Here is an 18544-nt window from a genome sequence, read left to right as displayed (position 1 = left end):
AGCGGGTGTGAATACTAACCAAAGCGAATGACCTTCGCAAGGGCAATTTCGACACATTGTATCAACTGCGGAAAAAAACAGCAAAACAACGCATAATCAGCAATAAAAAGGCGGCAAGCGCCACCTTTTTAATCACTTACATCACGGTTATACCGCTTTTACCGCATCGGCAATGCGGTGAGCGAACGCAGTGACCTGCGCTTCTTCTTCACCTTCTACCATGACGCGAATCAGCGGTTCGGTGCCGGATTTGCGCAGCAGCACGCGACCACGGTTACCCAGCGCCGCTTCCACTTCTGCTGCCGTCGCTTTCACGACCTCATTTTCCAGCGGGTTAGATTTACCGTCGGTGTAGCGGACGTTGACCAGCACCTGCGGGAACATCTTCATGCCACTGCACAGATCGTGCAGGCTCATGTGGTTGCGAACCATCGCCGCGACGACCTGCAGGCCAGCCACGATGCCGTCACCGGTAGTGGTTTTATCCAGCAGGATAACGTGACCGGAGTTTTCCGCCCCGATGCGCCAACCTTTCTCCTGCATTTTTTCCAGCACGTAGCGGTCACCCACTTTCGCGCGGGTGAATGGAATACCCAACTGCTTCAGCGCCACTTCCAGACCCATGTTACTCATCAGCGTACCTACCGCGCCACCGCGCAGCTGGCCCTGACGCAGCGCTTCGCGTGCGATGATATACATGATCTGATCGCCATCGACTTTGTTACCTTCGTGGTCAACCATGATGACGCGGTCGCCGTCGCCGTCCAGCGCGATCCCCAGATCGGCTTTTTCCGCCAGCACGCGCGCCTGCAGCGCACGCACGTCGGTGGCGCCCACTTCTTCGTTGATGTTCACACCGTTTGGCTCACAGCCAATAGCAATCACGTTCGCCCCCAGCTCGCGCAGTACATTCGGCGCAATGTGGTAGGTGGCGCCGTTCGCGCAATCAACAACGATTTTCAGGTGGTTGAGGCTCAGTTCGTTCGGGAAGGTCCCTTTACAGAACTCGATGTAGCGGCCCGCAGCATCGACGATGCGGCTGGCTTTACCCAGCTCGGCTGAGTCCACACAGGTGATCTCTTTTTCCATTTCGGCTTCAATCGCTTCTTCCACTTCGTCCGGCAGTTTGGTGCCGTCGATGGAGAAGAACTTGATGCCGTTGTCATAGAACGGGTTATGCGATGCAGAGATAACGATGCCGGCTTCCGCGCGGAAGGTGCGGGTCAGATAAGCAACCGCAGGCGTCGGCATTGGGCCGGTGAAGGAGGCAGATAAGCCCGCCGCCGCCAGACCTGCTTCCAGCGCAGACTCCAGCATATAGCCAGAGATGCGGGTATCTTTACCGATAATGATTTTACGCGAACCGTGGCTTGCCAGCACTTTACCCGCTGCCCAACCGAGTTTCAGGACAAAATCAGGCGTGATTGGCGCATCGCCTACGCGGCCACGGATCCCATCGGTACCAAAATACTTGCGATTACTCATAACGTTTTTTTCCCTTCGCAGACAGCGTGGCTTCGACCACACGCATCGCCTCAACAGTTTCTTTGACATCGTGGACGCGAACGATATGCGCGCCCTGCATAGCTGCAATCACCGCACACGCCAGGCTACCGCTAAGGCGTTCTGATGGCCCCACGTTCAGCAGTTGGCCAATCATCGATTTCCGCGACATGCCGACGAACAGCGGCAGACCGAAATGATGGAATTCTGACAGGCGAGCGAGTAATGCGTAATTGTGGGAGAGATTTTTACCGAAACCGAACCCCGGGTCGAGCAACAATTTATCTTTTCCGATACCCGCCTTTTCACAACGTGCGATCTGCTCCACAAAGTACTGATTCACTTCAGCAAAGACATCGTCGTATTTCGGTGCTTCCTGCATGGTTTTTGGATTGCCCTGCATGTGCATCAGCGACACCGGCAGCCCGGTTTCCGCCGCCGCTTCCAGGGCACCCGGTTCGCTCAGTGAGCGGATATCGTTGATGATATGGGCTCCGACGCGAGCGGACTCACGAATGACCTCAGGTTTTGAGGTATCTACCGAAATCCACACTTCGAAGCGCTGGGCAATCGCCTCCACCACCGGGATCACGCGCGCCAGCTCTTCCTCAACGCTGACGTCCAGCGCGCCAGGGCGCGTCGACTCACCGCCGACATCGATAATCGTTGCACCGGCGTTAATCATCAGGTTCGCATGTTTCACCGCCTCAACCAGCGTATTGTGCGTGCCGCCGTCGGAGAACGAGTCCGGCGTAACGTTGAGGATCCCCATCACGTGTGGATGGGAAAGATCCAGGATGGAGCCCTGGGCAGTGAGTTTCATAGCGAATCCTTCTGAGTTCTTATTGGTGGCATAAAAAAACCCTGGAGCAAGCCCCAGGGTTTCAGGTGAAGCACAGTCATCAACGATGGGATAACTTATTTGTCGCCCAGCTGCTCTGACATGGTGCCAGAGTCCGGAGCACGCGGTTCATCAACCGGACGTGGCGCACTTGGTTTACCCGTGTTGCCAGAGTTGTTGGATGAACCTGGTTCTTCCCAGCCTGCTGGCGGACGCACATCGCGGCGAGCCATCAGGTCGTCAATCTGCGGTGCATCGATGGTCTCATATTTCATGAGCGCATCTTTCATTGCATGCAGAATATCCATGTTGTCGTTCAGGAGCTGGCGAGCACGAGCGTAGTTACGTTCGATAAGCGCTTTAACTTCCTGGTCGATGATACGCGCGGTTTCATCGGACATGTGTTTCGCTTTCGCGACGGAGCGCCCCAGGAATACTTCACCTTCTTCTTCCGCGTACAGCAGCGGACCGAGTTTGTCGGAGAAGCCCCACTGGGTCACCATGTTACGTGCCAGGTTAGTCGCGACTTTAATGTCGTTCGACGCACCGGTAGAAACATGTTCTACGCCGTAAATAATTTCTTCTGCCAGACGGCCGCCGTACAGGGTGGAGATCTGACTTTCCAGTTTCTGACGGCTCGCGCTGATAGCGTCGCCTTCAGGCAGGAAGAAGGTCACACCCAGCGCACGACCGCGTGGGATAATTGTCACTTTATGCACCGGATCGTGTTCCGGTACCAGGCGACCAATAATCGCGTGGCCTGCTTCGTGGTAAGCGGTAGATTCTTTCTGCGCTTCCGTCATCACCATGGAGCGACGTTCCGCACCCATCATGATTTTGTCTTTCGCTTTTTCGAACTCAACCATCGATACCACACGCTTGTTGCCGCGCGCTGCAAACAGTGCTGCTTCGTTCACCAGGTTCGCCAGATCTGCACCGGAGAAGCCAGGGGTACCACGAGCAATGATTGCGGCATCAATATCAGGTGCCAGCGGCACGCGACGCATATGCACTTTCAGAATCTGTTCGCGACCGCGAACGTCCGGCAGACCGACCACAACCTGACGGTCGAAACGACCTGGACGCAGCAGGGCTGGGTCAAGTACGTCTGGACGGTTAGTCGCTGCGATAACGATGATACCTTCGTTACCTTCGAAGCCATCCATCTCAACCAGCATCTGGTTCAGCGTCTGCTCACGTTCATCGTGACCACCGCCCAGACCTGCGCCACGCTGGCGGCCTACGGCATCGATTTCATCGATGAAGATGATGCACGGTGCCGCTTTCTTAGCCTGCTCGAACATGTCACGCACACGAGATGCACCGACACCCACGAACATTTCTACGAAGTCAGAACCGGAAATGGTGAAGAACGGTACTTTCGCTTCGCCAGCAATCGCTTTTGCCAGCAACGTTTTACCGGTACCCGGAGGGCCGACCATCAGCACACCTTTCGGGATTTTACCGCCCAGCTTCTGGAAACGGCTCGGTTCACGCAGGTACTCAACCAGCTCACCCACCTCTTCTTTCGCTTCGTCGCAACCTGCAACGTCAGCAAAGGTGGTTTTAATCTGGTCTTCTGTCAGCATGCGCGCCTTGCTCTTACCGAACGACATGGCACCTTTGCCACCGCCGCCCTGCATTTGGCGCATGAAGAAGATCCAGACGCCGATCAGCAGCAGCATCGGGAACCAGGAAATGAAGATAGAAGCCAGCAGGCTTGGTTCTTCAGGCGGCTCACCAACCACTTTGACATTTTTCGTCAGCAGGTTGTCAAGCAGCTTCGGATCGTTAACCGGGATGTAAGTCGTGTAACGGTTACTATCTTTCTTGGTAACGTTGATCTCACGTCCGTTGATACGCGCTTCGCGAACCTGGTCGTTATTGACCTCTTGCAGGAAGGTAGAATAATCCACCTTATGGCCGTTCGATTCGCTGGGCCCAAAGCTCTGGAATACTGACATCAGCACAACGGCAATGACCAGCCAGAGTATTAGGTTTTTCGCCATGTCACTCAAGGGATTAACCTCATATTACAACTGTGTTAAAAACAGCGTCAGGATACTCTATATCCAGTTTCTTTCAAACTTTCGTTTGAAAAACCACCGTCTATCACTTTCGCCCGGTCGCTACAATGTACACTTCACGTGAACGCGCACGAGAAGAGTCCGGCTTACGAACTTTAACCTTCGTAAACAGGGAGCGAATTTCCCTTAGATACTCATCGAAGCCTTCGCCCTGGAACACTTTCACAACAAAATTTCCGCCCGGCGCTAACACATCACGAGCCATTTCAAGCGCCAGTTCCACCAGATACATGGCCCGGGGGATGTCAACCGCCGGCGTTCCGCTCATGTTTGGTGCCATATCTGACATGACAACTTGTACTTTACTGTCACCAACGCGTTCCAGTAATGCCTTCATCACGAGTTCATCACGAAAATCGCCCTGAAGGAAGTCCACACCAACGATTGGATCCATAGGTAGAAGATCGCAAGCGATAATGCGGCCTTTGCCACCAATCTGCGTGACCACATACTGTGACCAGCCTCCCGGTGCGGCACCGAGGTCGACAACCGTCATCCCCGGTTTAAAAAGTTTGTCACTTTGCTGTATTTCATCAAGTTTAAACCAGGCACGGGAACGTAACCCCTTTTTCTGTGCCTCTTGAACATATTTATCGCTAAAGTGTTCCTGAAGCCAGCGGCTTGAACTGGCAGAACGCTTTTTACCTGTCATTTAACATTCCCATCGGGGCAGTTCATCGTAGCCTTTCGGCGTAAATTTCTACGCATCGTTTGGCGATATATGGGAGATGGCGGTAGAATGACCCGTTTTCAATCCCAACGTAAGCAAAAATATACGATGAATCTGAGTACTAAACAAAAACAGCACCTGAAAGGTCTCGCACATTCGCTCAAGCCTGTAGTTATGCTTGGCAACAATGGTTTGACCGAAGGGGTACTGGCCGAGATTGAACTAGCGTTAGAGCACCATGAACTTATCAAGGTGAAAGTCGCCTCGGAAGACAGAGAGACCAAAACTTTGATTGTGGACGCTATCGTTCGCGAAACCGGCGCCTGTAATGTACAGGTCATCGGTAAGATACTGGTGCTTTATCGCCCTGGTAAAGAACGCAAAATCTCGTTGCCACGTTAAGAATATCCTAATTTCTGACACAACATTGTGTTAAATGAGGGATTTTCTCTACGAGGGCTAGCAACATGCCACGCTCTTATGCTTGATAAAAGGCCGCTATGCGGCCTTTTTCTTATCTTTACACTTGCTCAATAATTTCAGTGTTGAACAAATTTTACAGATAATCCACGTTGATGATTTCGAATTCAACTTCGCCACCCGGGGTACGGATGGTTACCACGTCGTCCTGCTCTTTACCAATCAGCCCACGTGCAATCGGTGAGTTGACGGAAATCAGGTTCTGTTTAAAGTCGGCTTCGTCATCACCCACGATGCGGTAAGTCTGCTCTTCGTCGTTATCCAGATTCAGCACCTTCACGGTGGCACCGAAGATCACACGGCCATTGTTCGGGATCTTGGTGATGTCGATAACCTGCGCGTTGGACAGCTTCGCTTCGATATCTTTGATACGACCTTCACAGAAGCCCTGCTGCTCACGAGCAGCGTGGTACTCTGCGTTCTCTTTCAGGTCGCCGTGCTCGCGCGCTTCAGCGATAGACGCAATGATTTCTGGGCGGCGAACTGACTTCAGAAAGTCCAGCTCTTCACGCAGTTTTTCTGCACCACGAAGGGTCATCGGAATAGCTTGCATTGTTATACCTCTTAAACATTCCTGTAGGGAGCGGTTCGCCCCGCTCCGGCTGCTAAGCCCGCCTGAGTCGCTATCAACACCAGGCCAGAAGCAAAAGAAAACCGACCCGGGTACGAAGTCCCAGGTCAGCAGCAATTTTTAATTTGATACGTATTTTACCCCGAAGTTCACTACGGGTCATCGTTTACTTTACAGGGCGTTGCGCCGTAGTATGACGGCTTGTTTCCAGGTTGTTAGCGCGAGAATATGCGATTTCCTAGATTTATCATCGGATTGACTACCAGTATAGCGTTTAGCGTTCAGGCCGCGAATGTTGATGAATATATCAATCAGCTTCCCGACGGGGCCAACCTCGCGCTTCTGGTACAGAAAGTGGGCGCACCCGCGCCGCTGATTGATTATCACGGCCAGCAGATGGCGCTGCCGGCCAGTACCCAAAAGGTGCTCACCGCGCTGGCCGCCCTGCTCCAGCTTGGCCCGGATTTCCGCTTTATCACCACGCTTGAGAGCAAAGGCAGCGTGGACAACGGCACGCTGAAAGGCGACTTAATTGCGCGATTTGGCGGCGATCCGACGTTAAAACGCCAGGATATCCGCAATATGGTCGCCACCTTGAAAAAGTCGGGCGTACAGAATATTGACGGTAACGTGCTGATCGACACCTCCATTTTCGCCAGCCACGATAAAGCCCCAGGCTGGCCGTGGAACGATATGACCCAGTGCTTTAGTGCACCGCCAGCGGCCGCTATTATCGACCGCAACTGCTTCTCGATTTCACTTTATAGCGCCCAGAAAGCTAACGATTTGGCGTTTATTCGTATTGCCTCTTACTACCCGGTGACCATGTTCAGTCAGGTTCGTACGCTGGCCAAAGGCTCGCCGGAAGCACAGTACTGCGAGTTGGACGTCGTGCCTGGCGACCTGAACCGCTATACGCTCACCGGCTGCCTGCCACAGCGTACCGACCCGCTGCCGCTGGCGTTCGCCATTCAGGATGGCGCCAGCTACGCCGGGGCGATTATCAAAGACGAGCTCAAGCAAGCCGGGATTACCTATACCGGAACCCTGCTGCGCCAAACGCTGGTCAACGAGCCGGGGACGGTCATTGCCAGCAAGCAGTCAGCGCCGCTGCACGACTTGCTGAAAATCATGCTGAAGAAATCAGACAACATGATTGCTGATACCGTATTCCGCATGATCGGCCATTCACGCTTCGGCGTACCGGGCACCTGGCGTGCGGGTTCCGACGCGGTTCGCCAGATTCTGCGTCAGCAGGCCGGCGTGGATTTAGGCAACACGATTATCGCTGACGGCTCAGGCCTGTCGCGCCATAACCTGCTGGCGCCAGCAACCATGATGCAGGCGCTGCAGTACATCGCCCAGCATGATAACGAGCTGGACTTCATCTCAATGCTACCGCTTGCCGGACACGACGGTTCGCTACAGTACCGCGCAGGTCTGCATCAGGCTGGCGTAGATGGCAAGGTTTCGGCAAAAACCGGTTCACTGCAGGGCGTATACAACCTGGCGGGCTTTATCACTACCGCTAGCGGGCAGCGCATGGCGTTTGTGCAGTATCTGTCGGGGTACGCGGTACCGCCGGCGGATCAGCGTAATCGACGCATTCCGCTCGTACGCTTTGAGAGCAGACTGTACAAAGATATTTATCAGAACAACTGATAAAAAAAGGGCCGCAGACGCGGCCCTTTTTATTTGATATTTGTAGCCCGAACAAGGTGTGATAACACCGGCGCCGGGGGATCCCGGCGTCACTTAGTTCGGCCGGGCTACAGAGGACGTTGAATTAACGTTTGTAGATGAACTCAACGCCTTCTTCGTCGTCTTCATCCCAATCGTCATCCCACTCTTCGTCTTCAGCTTCTGCGGCAACTTCGTCCAGCTGCTGACGATGGTAGTCATCCCACATGAACTCGACTTTCTCTGGCTGTTTCGCTTCTTCGGCCTGAGCAATTGGGTTCTCGATGATGAAGTTCATCACGTCCCAACACAGGTCTTTCACGCCAACCTGGCTTGCTGCGGAGATCAGGTAGTACTTATCTTCCCAACCCATCGCTTCGGCAATCGCTTTAGCTTTAGCTTCAGCTTCCGCTTTATCCATGGTGTCGATCTTGTTGAAAAGCAGCCAGCGTGGCTTACTCGCCAGCTTCTCGCTGTATTTCTCAAGCTCACCAATGATGATTTTTGCGTTTTCAGCCGGATCGGATCCGTCGATCGGATCGATATCGATGATGTGCAGCAGTACGCGGCAGCGCTCAAGGTGCTTCAGGAAGCGGATACCGAGGCCAGCGCCCTCGGATGCGCCTTCAATCAGACCTGGAATATCGGCGATCACAAAGCTCTTCTCGTTGTCTACGCGCACCACGCCAAGGCTTGGCACCAGCGTAGTAAACGGATAGTCAGCCACTTTAGGCTTCGCTGCGGAAACCGCACGAATAAAGGTCGATTTACCGGCGTTTGGCATACCCAGCATACCCACGTCAGCCAGCAGCATCAGTTCGAGCTGCAGGTCACGCTTATCGCCCGGTGTACCCATGGTCTTTTGACGCGGTGTACGGTTAACGGATGATTTGAAACGGGTGTTACCCAGGCCGTGCCAGCCACCTTTAGCGACCATCAGGCGCTGACCGTGTTTGGTCATATCGCCCATGGTTTCACCGGTGCCCTGATCGATAACGCGGGTACCCACCGGCACTTTGATGGTAACGTCTTTACCGCGTTTACCGGTACAGTCACGGCTTGCACCGTTTTGACCACGTTCAGCGCGGAAGGATTTTTCGAAACGGTAGTCGATCAGGGTGTTCAGGTTCTCGTCGGCTTCCATCCAGACGTCGCCGCCGTCGCCACCGTCGCCGCCGTCAGGGCCGCCACGTGGAATATATTTTTCACGGCGGAAGCTTACGCAACCATTACCGCCATCACCTGCTACGACCAGGATCGTTGCTTCATCAACAAACTTCATTTTACTCTCCGTAAATCATTCGCCTGCGCGGGGTAACGGAACAACCGCTTCACGCTTACGCCACCGCCCCCAAAGACGATGACCAATGGCGGAATACATCGCGCCCGCAACCACGACAAACGCACCGAGGTAACCAATAAGGTTCAACATCGGTCTGGCGAAGAAATCGGGCCAGGCCATTGATAATAAATCTGAAAATAACAGGGTAAACAGAGGAGTCAGCGTGATTAACGCGCTCACCTGTGCCGCCTGCCAGCGCGCCATCGCTTCCGCCAGCGCCCCATAACCGACCAGTGTGTTCAGACCACAGAAGATCAGACAGGCTAGCTGCCAGTCGCTCAGTTGCCCGATAACTTCAGGCTTTGCTAATGGCAGCAGTGCAATCGTACATAAAGTGTACAATAAAAAGAGGATCTGCTGTGAGGCCAGACGTCGCAATAACACCTTTTGTGCGACACCGTAGCTCACCCAAACCATCGCCGCGCTAACCCCAAAAATGACACCCCAGGTGTAATCGGTCAGGCGGGTAAAAATTTCAATCAGGCTGGTGTTAAAGAACATCACCAGCCCGCAGATAAGCATGATTGCGCCGACTATCTGCGTACCGCGCATCTTCTCTTTAAGAATAAAGACGCTGGCGACCATCATCCCGACGGGCGAGAGTTGGCCAATAACCTGAGATGCCGTCGGACTCACATACTGCAGCGATGAGCTAAACAGCACGAAGTTACCGAACAGCCCGCCGGTAGCGATAAGCAGCAGTACAAGCCAGCGAGGGTCGCGAAACAGCCGCAAAGAGGGCAGCTTGCGTTTCCAGGACAAAATGAGGCCCAGGCCACAGCTCGCCATCAGAAAGCGGTAGAAGACGATTGTGGGTGGCTCCATGACCTCCAGAACCTGCTTCATGGCAATCGGAAGTGCGCCCCAGCATACTGCTGTGGTGAGCGCCAATAGAATGCCAATGCCCGCCTGCTGCTTCATACCGGATTCCCTGCCCTGAAACGGTGGTACAACCCATCATTTTTCTGGCGTCGAATGTAAAAAGCCCCGCAACACGTTGCGGGGCTTTCATCCGTTACCGGGACGCGAAAAACTTATTCAGCAACGATGCTGATATAACGACGGTTTTTCGGGCCTTTCACTTCGAATTTCACTTTACCGTCTGCTTTAGCAAACAGAGTGTGGTCTTTGCCGCAGCCTACGTTAGAGCCAGCGTGGAACTGAGTACCACGTTGACGAACGATGATGCTACCAGCCAGAACGGATTCGCCGCCAAAGCGTTTTACGCCAAGACGTTTAGCTTCTGAGTCGCGACCGTTACGAGTCGAGCCACCAGCCTTTTTATGTGCCATTTAATCTGCTCCCCTTAACTTAAGCGCTGATGCCAGTAATTTTCACATCAGTGAACCACTGACGATGGCCCTGCTGCTTACGGTAGTGTTTACGACGACGAAACTTAACGATTTTAACTTTCTCGCCACGACCATGAGCAACAACTTCAGCTTTGATAACGCCGCCATCAACGAAAGGAACGCCGATTTTGACTTCTTCACCGTTTGCGATCATCAGAACTTCAGCGAATTCAACAGATTCGCCAGTTGCGATGTCCAGCTTTTCCAGGCGAACGGTCTGACCTTCGCTAACTCGGTGTTGTTTACCACCACTTTGGAAAACCGCGTACATATAAACTCCGCTTCCGCGCACAACTTTATGTGATTCAGAGTGCGCTATAAATATTCACAATAGGGCGCGAATATTACGCAAAACGCGAGCCTTTGACAAGTGCTACCATCAATACATGCAGAAAAAAAATACAACCTGCACAGCAACGTTTATCTGGGCCGTTTTTTCAGTACAATCGTATCTACAACTCTAACGTAAAACCTTCGTTATCCCATATGGATAAGTGGTAAACAGGACATTAAGCCCGGCTTTTGCGATGAATCTACAACAAATCAACGAGTTAACCGCGCAGGATATGGCGGGTATCAATGCGACGATTCTTGAGCAGCTCAACTCGGACGTCCAATTGATCAATCAGCTTGGCTATTACATCGTCAGCGGCGGCGGGAAACGGATTCGTCCGATGATCGCCGTACTGGCCGCCCGTGCCGTTGGCTATCAGGGAAATGCCCACGTCACTATCGCTGCGCTGATCGAATTTATTCATACTGCTACGCTGCTGCACGACGACGTTGTCGATGAGTCCGATATGCGTCGCGGCAAAGCGACGGCAAACGCGGCCTTTGGCAACGCAGCCAGCGTGCTGGTTGGCGACTTTATCTATACGCGCGCCTTCCAGATGATGACCAGCCTCGGTTCACTAAAGGTGCTGGAAGTGATGTCTGAAGCAGTTAACGTCATTGCGGAAGGCGAAGTCCTTCAGTTGATGAACGTTAATGACCCGGACATCACCGAAGAGAACTACATGCGCGTTATCTACAGCAAAACCGCGCGCCTGTTCGAAGCGGCAGCGCAGTGTTCAGGCCTGCTTGCCGACTGTACGCCTGAGCAAGAGAAAGGGCTGCAGGACTATGGCCGCTATCTCGGTACCGCTTTCCAGTTGATTGACGATCTGCTCGACTACAGCGCCGACGGTGAAACGCTGGGTAAAAACGTGGGTGACGACCTCAACGAGGGCAAACCTACGCTGCCGCTGCTGCACGCTATGCGTAACGGCACCCCAGAGCAGGCGCAGTTGATTCGCGGTGCCATCGAACAAGGCAACGGCCGCCATCTGCTTGAACCAGTACTGGAGGCAATGGCCGCCTGTGGTTCACTGGAGTGGACGCGTCAGCGCGCCGAGGAAGAGGCTGACAAAGCGATTGCTTCCCTGACCTCCCTACCGGATACGCCGTGGCGCGATGCGCTTATCGGGCTGGCCCATATCGCCGTTCAGCGCGATCGCTAATCCCCGGTTCGCTTTCCCGCGACAACACCGAAAGTTCCTGAAAGCGCCGAAAGGCGCTTTTTTTGTCAGAAATTTGATGTTTTCCTAATTTAATTAAACTTACTAGAACTTTTTATGAACTTACCGAAAAGAGCGATACAGTGTATTCCTCACTCAACGTAGCGAGTTAATGACCGTTTTCAGGGAGGAAGTATGGAGAAGTTTAGCGACTGGCATCCCGCCGACATTATCGCGGGGTTACGTAAAAAAGGCACATCAATGGCAGCAGAATCACGTAAGAACGGGCTAAGTTCATCCACCTTAGCCAACGTGCTTTCACGTCCGTGGCCGAAAGGAGAGATGATCATTGCCAAAGTGCTGGAAACGGACCCATGGATTATTTGGCCATCGCGCTACCACGATCCGGTCACCCATGTGTTTATCGACAGAACGCAGTCTATTCGGCGCAGTAAGCAGGAAAATGAGTGAGATATTAAGAGAGAAGCGCCCACCAGAATCTGTGGGCGCTTAAATAGCGGTTGCGATTACTCGCCTTTGATACGTTCGATATTGGCGCCTAAAGCGCGCAGTTTATCTTCAATACGCTCATAGCCGCGATCGATGTGATAGATACGGTCAACGATTGTGGTGCCCTGAGCGATACAGCCCGCCAGCACGAGGCTTGCAGAGGCGCGCAGGTCAGTTGCCATCACCTGAGCCCCGGAGAGCTGCTCAACGCCGTGGCAAATCGCGGTGTTGCTTTCGATTTCCGCACGTGCGCCCATACGGATAAGTTCAGGAATGTGCATGAAGCGGTTTTCGAAGACCGTTTCAGTGATCACGCCAGTGCCTTCCGCAACCATGTTCAGCAGGGTGAACTGGGCCTGCATGTCAGTCGGGAATGCCGGATGTGGCGCGGTACGCACGTTCACCGCTTTCGGGCGCTTGCCGTGCATGTCCAGGCTGATCCAATCTTCACCGACTTCAACATCGGCACCGGCTTCACGCAGCTTGGCCAGAACGGCGTCCAGGGTGTCCGGCTGCGCGTTGCGGCAAACAATTTTCCCACCAGAGATCGCCGCGGCCACCAGGAAGGTGCCGGTTTCGATACGATCGGGCAGAACGCGGTAGACACCGCCACCCAGACGCTTCACGCCTTCGATGGTGATGCGGTCGGTACCCTGACCCGTTACCTTAGCGCCCATGGCGTTGAGGAAGTTCGCCGTATCGACGATTTCCGGCTCGCGTGCGGCGTTTTCGATGATGGTGGTACCTTCCGCCAGCGTCGCGGCGGACATGATGGTAACGGTCGCGCCAACGCTAACCATGTCCATCACGATATGCGCGCCTTTCAGACGGCCGTTAACACTTGCTTTGACGTAGCCTTCTTCCAGCTTAATTTCTGCGCCCAGTTGCTCGAGACCTGAGATATGCAGGTCGACCGGACGCGCACCGATAGTGCAACCACCCGGCAGAGAAACCTGACCCTGGCCAAAACGCGCCACCAGCGGCCCCAGCGCCCAGATAGAAGCACGCATGGTTTTCACCAGGTCGTATGGCGCGCAGAAGACGTTTACCGAGCCCGCGTCAATCCACACCGAGCCGTTACGCTCAACTTTTGCACCCAGCTGAGTCAGCAGCTTCATGGACGTATCAACGTCTTTCAGCTTCGGTACGTTCTGGATTTCTACCGGGTCTTCTGCCAGCAAAGCGGCAAATAGAATCGGCAGGGCAGCGTTTTTAGCACCGCTAATGGTGACCTCGCCCTGAAGGCGGGTTGGCCCCTGCACACGAAATTTATCCATCAAATCTAATCTCTGTTAAGTATTCACGTTCGCCACCGGAAAAGTGCGCACACTTTTCCCCTGGCTCAAAAACCGTTGAGTTTGCGATCGCGTGCCCACTCTTGTGGGGTGTACGCCTTGATCGACAGGGCATGAATGCGGTTGTCCGCAAGATACTCCATCAGCGGGCCATAGATCGTCTGCTGCTTCTTAACCCGGCTCATGCCATCAAACATCTCACCCACGGCAATAACCTGGAAGTGGCTGCCATCGCCAGAAACGAGAACTTCCTGAAGGGAGAGTGCGTTCATCAGCACGGTCTGAATTTCATTATTTTCCATAGGTTCGCATTTCATTTGAGAGTGAAAACAAGCCCCACATCTTAGAGGAAAGTGGCGCGGTCTTAAACAAGCAAAAAGCCCCATCGTTGAGATTGATGGGGCTTTGTCAGAAACCACAACAGTAACGTGCTGAAACTGTTAGGGGATCATGCCTTCCGGCAGGTTGTACAAGCTTTTCAGGGTTACCAGTTTTTCGCTTACCCCTTCCAGGCTCGGGGTTCGCCCCTGCGCGCGGATAAGCTCAACCAGATGCACCAGCAGCGCCAGACCAGCCGTATCGACACGGCTCAGGCCGCTGAGGTCGAGAACCGACACGCCCTGCGTCGCTTCGCTTCTGGCATCCCACAGGGACACCAGAAAGTCCTGATCCAGTTCACCGTGCAGCGCCAGGCGTTCACCGTCGCGCTTCCAGCTTAGCGGTTCGGCCATTATTTTTTCTGATCCAGGGTGATTGGCTGTGCAGAAATGGATTTCAGCTGTGCGGTCAGGCCGTCAATGCCCTTAGTGCGCAGCAGGTCGCTCCATTCGTTCTGCTTGGTGGTGATCATGCTCACCCCTTCCGCAATCATGTCATACGCCTGCCAGTTACCCGTCTGGGTATTTTTACGCCACTGGAAGTCCAGGCGCACCGGAGGGCGGCCGTTCGGGTCAATGATGGTTACGCGGATAGGCACGATAGTCGCATCGCCCAGCGGCTGCTCTGGCGCAATCTGGTAGGTCTGGCCGTGGTACATCGCCAGCGCCTGACCGTATGCCTGCTTCAGGTATTCACGGAACGCGGTGAAGTATGCGTCACGCTGCGCAGGGGTCGCGTCTTTGTAGTAACGGCCCAGCACCAGCGCACCGGCGTATTTCACCTGTACGTACGGCAGCAGTTCCTGATCGACCACATCGCGCAGGTAGTTCGGATTAGAACGAATCTTCGGTTGTTCATTCTTCAGGCGATCGAACGTCTTCTGCGCCGCTTCATTCATCAGCTTATAAGGATTGGTTTGGTCTGCCGCAGTGGCCGCCGTCAACGGCGCAATCACCAGCATGGCAACCATCAGTAAACGTTTAAACATGTCGAGTATCTCCTGAGATTAATTCGTCGCGCCAGTCGCAGGCGTCGCCGTACCAGTATGTCCATCTGCAGAACCCTGCGCATCGCCTGAATTCTGATTGTCGCTGCCTTTGCTGTTGTAAAGGAATTGGCCAATCAGGTCTTCCAGTACCATCGCTGATTTAGTGTCCTGGATGATACCGCCATCTTTAAGGATAGACGTTCCCAGTTCAAGGTCTTCAAAGCCGACGTTCAGCGCCAGATACTGTTCCCCAAGCAGGCCAGAAGTACGAATGGCCAGCGAACTGGTATCAGGGATATGGTTATAGCGATCTTCGATATCGATAGCGACGCGCGGTAAGTAGGTTTTCGGATCCAGTTCAATATCCGCAACGCGACCAATCACTACGCCGCCAATTCGCACCGGTGAACGGTTTTTCAGGCCGCCGATGTTATCGAAGGTGGCGTAAATGCGGTAGGTTGGTTCTGATTTCATTGACGATACGTCCGCCGCCTTCAGGCAGATAAACAACGCCGCCAGCAGGGCAACCAACAAAAAAATACCGACCCAGATTTCACTCTTTTTCGTTTGCATTCACTCAATTCCCAAACATCAGTGCCGTCAGCACAAAGTCCAGCCCAAGAACTGCCAGCGAGGAGTGCACCACGGTGCGCGTCGTCGCCCGGCTAATTCCGGCAGAAGTGGGGATCGCATCGTAACCGTTAAATAACGCAATCCATGTCACCGTAATGGCGAAAACAACGCTCTTGATCAGGCAGTTCACCAGATCCAGACGCCAGTCCACCGCATTTTGCATTGCCGACCAGAAGAACCCGGCATCAATACCTTTCCAGCTTACGCCGACCAGCGAACCGCCCCAGATGCCGACCGCCACGAAGATAATGGTCAGCAGCGGCAGCGAGATTACGCCCGCCCACAAGCGAGGGGAGATAACGCGACGCAGCGGATCCACCGCCATCATCTCCATGCTGGAGAGCTGTTCGGTAGCGCGCATCAAGCCAATTTCCGCGGTCAGCGCAGAACCCGCACGCCCGGCAAACAGCAGCGCGGCAACCACCGGCCCCAGTTCACGCAGCAGCGATAGCGCCACCAGCATGCCAAGACTGGTCTCCGCGCTGTAGGTGGTCAGCACCAGGTAACCCTGCAGCCCCAGCACCATGCCGATAAACACGCCCGACACGATGATGATGACCAGAGAGAGCACGCCGACGTTATACAGCTGGCGAACCAGCAGCGGCGCGTGTTTGCGGAACTCCGGCTTGCCGACAACGGCATTGAATAACATTAACCCAGCGCGCCCGAACGTCGCGACGGTCTTAATCCCGCGATGTCCAAGCGCTGCCAGTGCATTTAACAGCATGAGTAGATTAGCTCCCTGTGCCGATGAGATCGCGGCGATAATCGCCCGCAGGATAACGGAACGGCACCGGGCCGTCGGCAATACCGTCGAGGAACTGACGCACTCGAGGATCGCTATTTTCCTGCAATGAAGAGGCGCTGCCGTGCGCGACAATTTTCTGGTCCGCCACGATATAAGCGTAATCCGCGATGCTCAGCACTTCCGGTACATCGTGAGAAACCACAATACAGGTGACACCCAGCGCACTGTTGAGTTCAGAAATCAGCTTTACCAGCACCCCCATGGTGATAGGGTCCTGGCCGACGAAAGGCTCATCGAACATGATGAGATCGGGTTCCAGCGCAATAGCGCGCGCCAGCGCGGCACGACGGGCCATACCGCCGGACAACTCCGATGGCATCAGCTTTGCAGCACCGCGTAGGCCAACGGCCTCCAGCTTCATCATCACCGTGCTTTTCAGCAGTGGCGCCGGTAGACGAGTATGCTCGCGAATCGGATACGCCACATTGTCGAACACGTTCATGTCGGTAAACAGCGCACCGGACTGAAACAGCATGCTCATACGCTTACGTACGGTATAGAGGCGGGAGCGCGACATCTTCGGCACGTTCTCGCCATCAAAGAGGATCTCTCCGCTATCTGGGGGGATCTGCCCGCCAATCAGGCGCAGCAGCGTGGTCTTGCCAATCCCCGACGGGCCCATAATCGCGGTGATTTTTCCGCGCGGCACCGAGAGCGAGATATTGTCGAAAATGACCCGACTGCCGCGTGAAAACGTGACGTCTCGCACCTCGACCAGATTCTCGATATTTTGGCTCATAGGCTTACCTTTCCAGGTCCTTAAGTAGAGCAAACTCCTGCTTGCCCCCGCATTCTTACAGAATCCTAACCGCTCTGGTTAACGAAATCTGGCATTTGTTTTACTTTTCCAGCGCATAAAGTCAAAATTAGGAATTCGTTACGTCCAGACGTGCGGACCGACGATTATACCCGAATAAAGGATTTTAGATGCTTTTAGCTACGGCTCTGTTAATAATTGGTTTACTTCTGGTGGTCTACAGCGCCGACCGCCTCGTGTACTCCGCCTCGATTCTGTGCCGTGCTTTAGGTGTTCCTCCTCTGATTATAGGTATAACCGTTGTCAGCATCGGTACCTCACTGCCGGAAATCATCGTCTCTGCCGCCGCCTCGCTGCACGGGCAGGTCGATCTGGCCATCGGTACCGCCGTCGGATCCAACATCGTCAACATTTTGCTGATCCTCGGGCTGACCGCCCTGTTCCACCCATTTACCGTGCATTCTGATATTCTGCGCCGCGAATTACCGCTAATGTTGGTAGTGAGCCTGGTAGCAGGCTATGTGTTGTATGATGGCGAACTGTCATGGTTTGGCGGCGTCTTTTTATTTATTCTGGCCGGGCTCTGGCTGTTGTTTATCATTAAAATAGCCCGCCTTGCCGAACGCGAGGGTAACGACAAATTTACCCAGGAGCAGTTGGCCGAACTGCCGCGCGATGGGTCGCTGCCCGTAGCCTGCCTCTGGCTCGGCGTGGCGCTGATTATCATGCCGATGGCGACCCAGATGGTGATTGATAACGCCACCGTGCTGGCCAATTACTTCGCGATGAGCGAACTGACCATTGGCCTGACGATTATCGCGCTGGGTACCAGCCTGCCGGAGCTGGCAACCGCCATTGCGGGCGTACGTAAAGGCGAAAACGATATTGCGGTCGGCAATATCATCGGCTCGAATTTCTTTAATATTGCTATCGTGCTGGGGCTCCCCGCCCTTATCGCGCCAGGGACGTTTAACCCTCTCGCGTATACCCGGGACTACGGCGTGATGATGCTGGTCAGCGTGGTCTTTGCCCTGCTGTGCTGGCGCCGCCGTCAGGTAGGCCGCGTCGCGGGCGTGTTGTTAATCGGCGGGTTTGTGGTATGGCTGGCGCTGCTCTACTGGGGCACGCCGCTTTTCATCGAATGAACTGGGAT

21 protein-coding genes are annotated in these 18544 nt (G+C 54.2%); 5 read left to right on the top strand and 16 right to left on the bottom strand.

Going from position 1 to position 18544, the window contains the following annotated elements:
* Positions 1-147: 147 nt before the first annotated feature.
* The 4 genes from glmM to rlmE form a co-directional block, all read right to left on the bottom strand.
* Entirely contained in the window at positions 148-1485 is a 1338-nt protein-coding gene (gene glmM, locus FHC49_RS22415; protein WP_185667812.1) for a phosphoglucosamine mutase, read from the bottom strand.
* Positions 1478-2326, bottom strand: coding sequence for a dihydropteroate synthase (gene folP, locus FHC49_RS22410; protein WP_220440887.1), 849 nt, complete (start codon positions 2324-2326; stop codon positions 1478-1480). The genes glmM and folP overlap by 8 nt, the downstream gene beginning before the upstream one ends.
* 95 nt (positions 2327-2421) lie before the next feature.
* The gene (ftsH, locus tag FHC49_RS22405; protein ID WP_220440886.1) at positions 2422-4353 is read right to left on the bottom strand and encodes an ATP-dependent zinc metalloprotease FtsH; all 1932 of its coding nucleotides are present in this window, start codon (positions 4351-4353) and stop codon (positions 2422-2424) included.
* 103 nt (positions 4354-4456) lie between these two features.
* The gene (gene rlmE, locus FHC49_RS22400) at positions 4457-5083 is read right to left on the bottom strand and encodes a 23S rRNA (uridine(2552)-2'-O)-methyltransferase RlmE (RefSeq protein ID WP_035891117.1); all 627 of its coding nucleotides are present in this window, start codon (positions 5081-5083) and stop codon (positions 4457-4459) included.
* Positions 5084-5209: 126 nt separating this feature from the next.
* Here rlmE and yhbY point away from each other — a divergent pair, with 126 nt between their 5' ends.
* Entirely contained in the window at positions 5210-5503 is a 294-nt protein-coding gene (yhbY, locus tag FHC49_RS22395; protein WP_185667939.1) for a ribosome assembly RNA-binding protein YhbY, read from the top strand.
* 154 nt (positions 5504-5657) lie between these two features.
* On the opposite strand, the gene greA is transcribed toward yhbY, so the two are convergent.
* Positions 5658-6134 (bottom strand): transcription elongation factor GreA, encoded by a 477-nt coding sequence (gene greA, locus FHC49_RS22390; RefSeq protein WP_220440885.1) that lies wholly within the window; start codon positions 6132-6134, stop codon positions 5658-5660.
* A gap of 246 nt (positions 6135-6380) precedes the next feature.
* Between greA and dacB the strand changes: the two genes are divergently transcribed.
* A complete protein-coding gene (dacB, locus tag FHC49_RS22385) occupies positions 6381-7814 on the top strand; it encodes a serine-type D-Ala-D-Ala carboxypeptidase (RefSeq protein ID WP_220440884.1) in 1434 nt (477 codons plus the stop codon).
* Positions 7815-7938: 124 nt separating this feature from the next.
* On the opposite strand, the gene cgtA is transcribed toward dacB, so the two are convergent.
* The 4 genes from cgtA to rplU all read right to left on the bottom strand — a co-directional run bounded on the left by cgtA (position 7939) and on the right by rplU (position 10797).
* Entirely contained in the window at positions 7939-9114 is a 1176-nt protein-coding gene (gene cgtA / locus FHC49_RS22380; protein WP_220440883.1) for an Obg family GTPase CgtA, read from the bottom strand.
* Positions 9115-9129: 15 nt separating this feature from the next.
* Positions 9130-10095 carry a DMT family transporter gene (locus FHC49_RS22375; protein ID WP_185667807.1) on the bottom strand — a complete coding sequence of 322 codons (966 nt, stop codon included), beginning with the start codon at positions 10093-10095 and terminating at the stop codon, positions 9130-9132.
* A 113-nt stretch (positions 10096-10208) separates the two neighbouring features.
* A complete protein-coding gene (rpmA, locus tag FHC49_RS22370; protein ID WP_035891128.1) occupies positions 10209-10466 on the bottom strand; it encodes a 50S ribosomal protein L27 in 258 nt (85 codons plus the stop codon).
* Between the two features lie 19 nt (positions 10467-10485).
* The gene (gene rplU, locus FHC49_RS22365; protein ID WP_003025032.1) at positions 10486-10797 is read right to left on the bottom strand and encodes a 50S ribosomal protein L21; all 312 of its coding nucleotides are present in this window, start codon (positions 10795-10797) and stop codon (positions 10486-10488) included.
* A gap of 256 nt (positions 10798-11053) precedes the next feature.
* Here rplU and ispB point away from each other — a divergent pair, with 256 nt between their 5' ends.
* A complete protein-coding gene (gene ispB, locus FHC49_RS22360; RefSeq protein ID WP_220440882.1) occupies positions 11054-12025 on the top strand; it encodes an octaprenyl diphosphate synthase in 972 nt (323 codons plus the stop codon).
* A gap of 192 nt (positions 12026-12217) precedes the next feature.
* Positions 12218-12493, top strand: a complete 276-nt coding sequence (gene sfsB / locus FHC49_RS22355; RefSeq protein ID WP_185667805.1) for a DNA-binding transcriptional regulator SfsB — start codon at positions 12218-12220, stop codon at positions 12491-12493.
* A 56-nt stretch (positions 12494-12549) separates the two neighbouring features.
* Here the strand turns inward: sfsB and murA are convergent, their stop codons facing one another.
* The 7 genes from murA to mlaF form a co-directional block, all read right to left on the bottom strand.
* Positions 12550-13809 (bottom strand): UDP-N-acetylglucosamine 1-carboxyvinyltransferase, encoded by a 1260-nt coding sequence (gene murA, locus FHC49_RS22350; RefSeq protein ID WP_185667804.1) that lies wholly within the window; start codon positions 13807-13809, stop codon positions 12550-12552.
* 65 nt (positions 13810-13874) lie between these two features.
* On the bottom strand, positions 13875-14129 hold the full coding sequence (gene ibaG / locus FHC49_RS22345) for a BolA family iron metabolism protein IbaG (RefSeq protein WP_035891140.1): 255 nt from the start codon (positions 14127-14129) through the stop codon (positions 13875-13877).
* A gap of 138 nt (positions 14130-14267) precedes the next feature.
* Positions 14268-14558, bottom strand: a complete 291-nt coding sequence (mlaB, locus tag FHC49_RS22340; RefSeq protein ID WP_185667803.1) for a lipid asymmetry maintenance protein MlaB — start codon at positions 14556-14558, stop codon at positions 14268-14270.
* Positions 14558-15193 carry a phospholipid-binding protein MlaC gene (mlaC, locus tag FHC49_RS22335; protein WP_185667802.1) on the bottom strand — a complete coding sequence of 212 codons (636 nt, stop codon included), beginning with the start codon at positions 15191-15193 and terminating at the stop codon, positions 14558-14560. The genes mlaB and mlaC overlap by 1 nt, the downstream gene beginning before the upstream one ends.
* Positions 15194-15211: 18 nt before the next feature.
* Positions 15212-15766, bottom strand: a complete 555-nt coding sequence (gene mlaD, locus FHC49_RS22330; RefSeq protein WP_220440881.1) for an outer membrane lipid asymmetry maintenance protein MlaD — start codon at positions 15764-15766, stop codon at positions 15212-15214.
* A gap of 4 nt (positions 15767-15770) precedes the next feature.
* Entirely contained in the window at positions 15771-16553 is a 783-nt protein-coding gene (gene mlaE / locus FHC49_RS22325) for a lipid asymmetry maintenance ABC transporter permease subunit MlaE (RefSeq protein ID WP_185667800.1), read from the bottom strand.
* 7 nt (positions 16554-16560) lie between these two features.
* Positions 16561-17373 (bottom strand): phospholipid ABC transporter ATP-binding protein MlaF, encoded by an 813-nt coding sequence (gene mlaF, locus FHC49_RS22320; RefSeq protein ID WP_185667799.1) that lies wholly within the window; start codon positions 17371-17373, stop codon positions 16561-16563.
* A gap of 188 nt (positions 17374-17561) precedes the next feature.
* Here mlaF and FHC49_RS22315 point away from each other — a divergent pair, with 188 nt between their 5' ends.
* Positions 17562-18536 carry a calcium/sodium antiporter gene (locus FHC49_RS22315; RefSeq protein ID WP_220440880.1) on the top strand — a complete coding sequence of 325 codons (975 nt, stop codon included), beginning with the start codon at positions 17562-17564 and terminating at the stop codon, positions 18534-18536.
* Positions 18537-18544: the final 8 nt, after the last annotated feature.

Source organism: Kluyvera sp. EC_51 (assembly GCF_019584505.1).
GTDB lineage: Bacteria > Pseudomonadota > Gammaproteobacteria > Enterobacterales > Enterobacteriaceae > Kluyvera > Kluyvera sichuanensis.
This window is presented reverse-complemented; position numbering and strand designations above follow the sequence as displayed.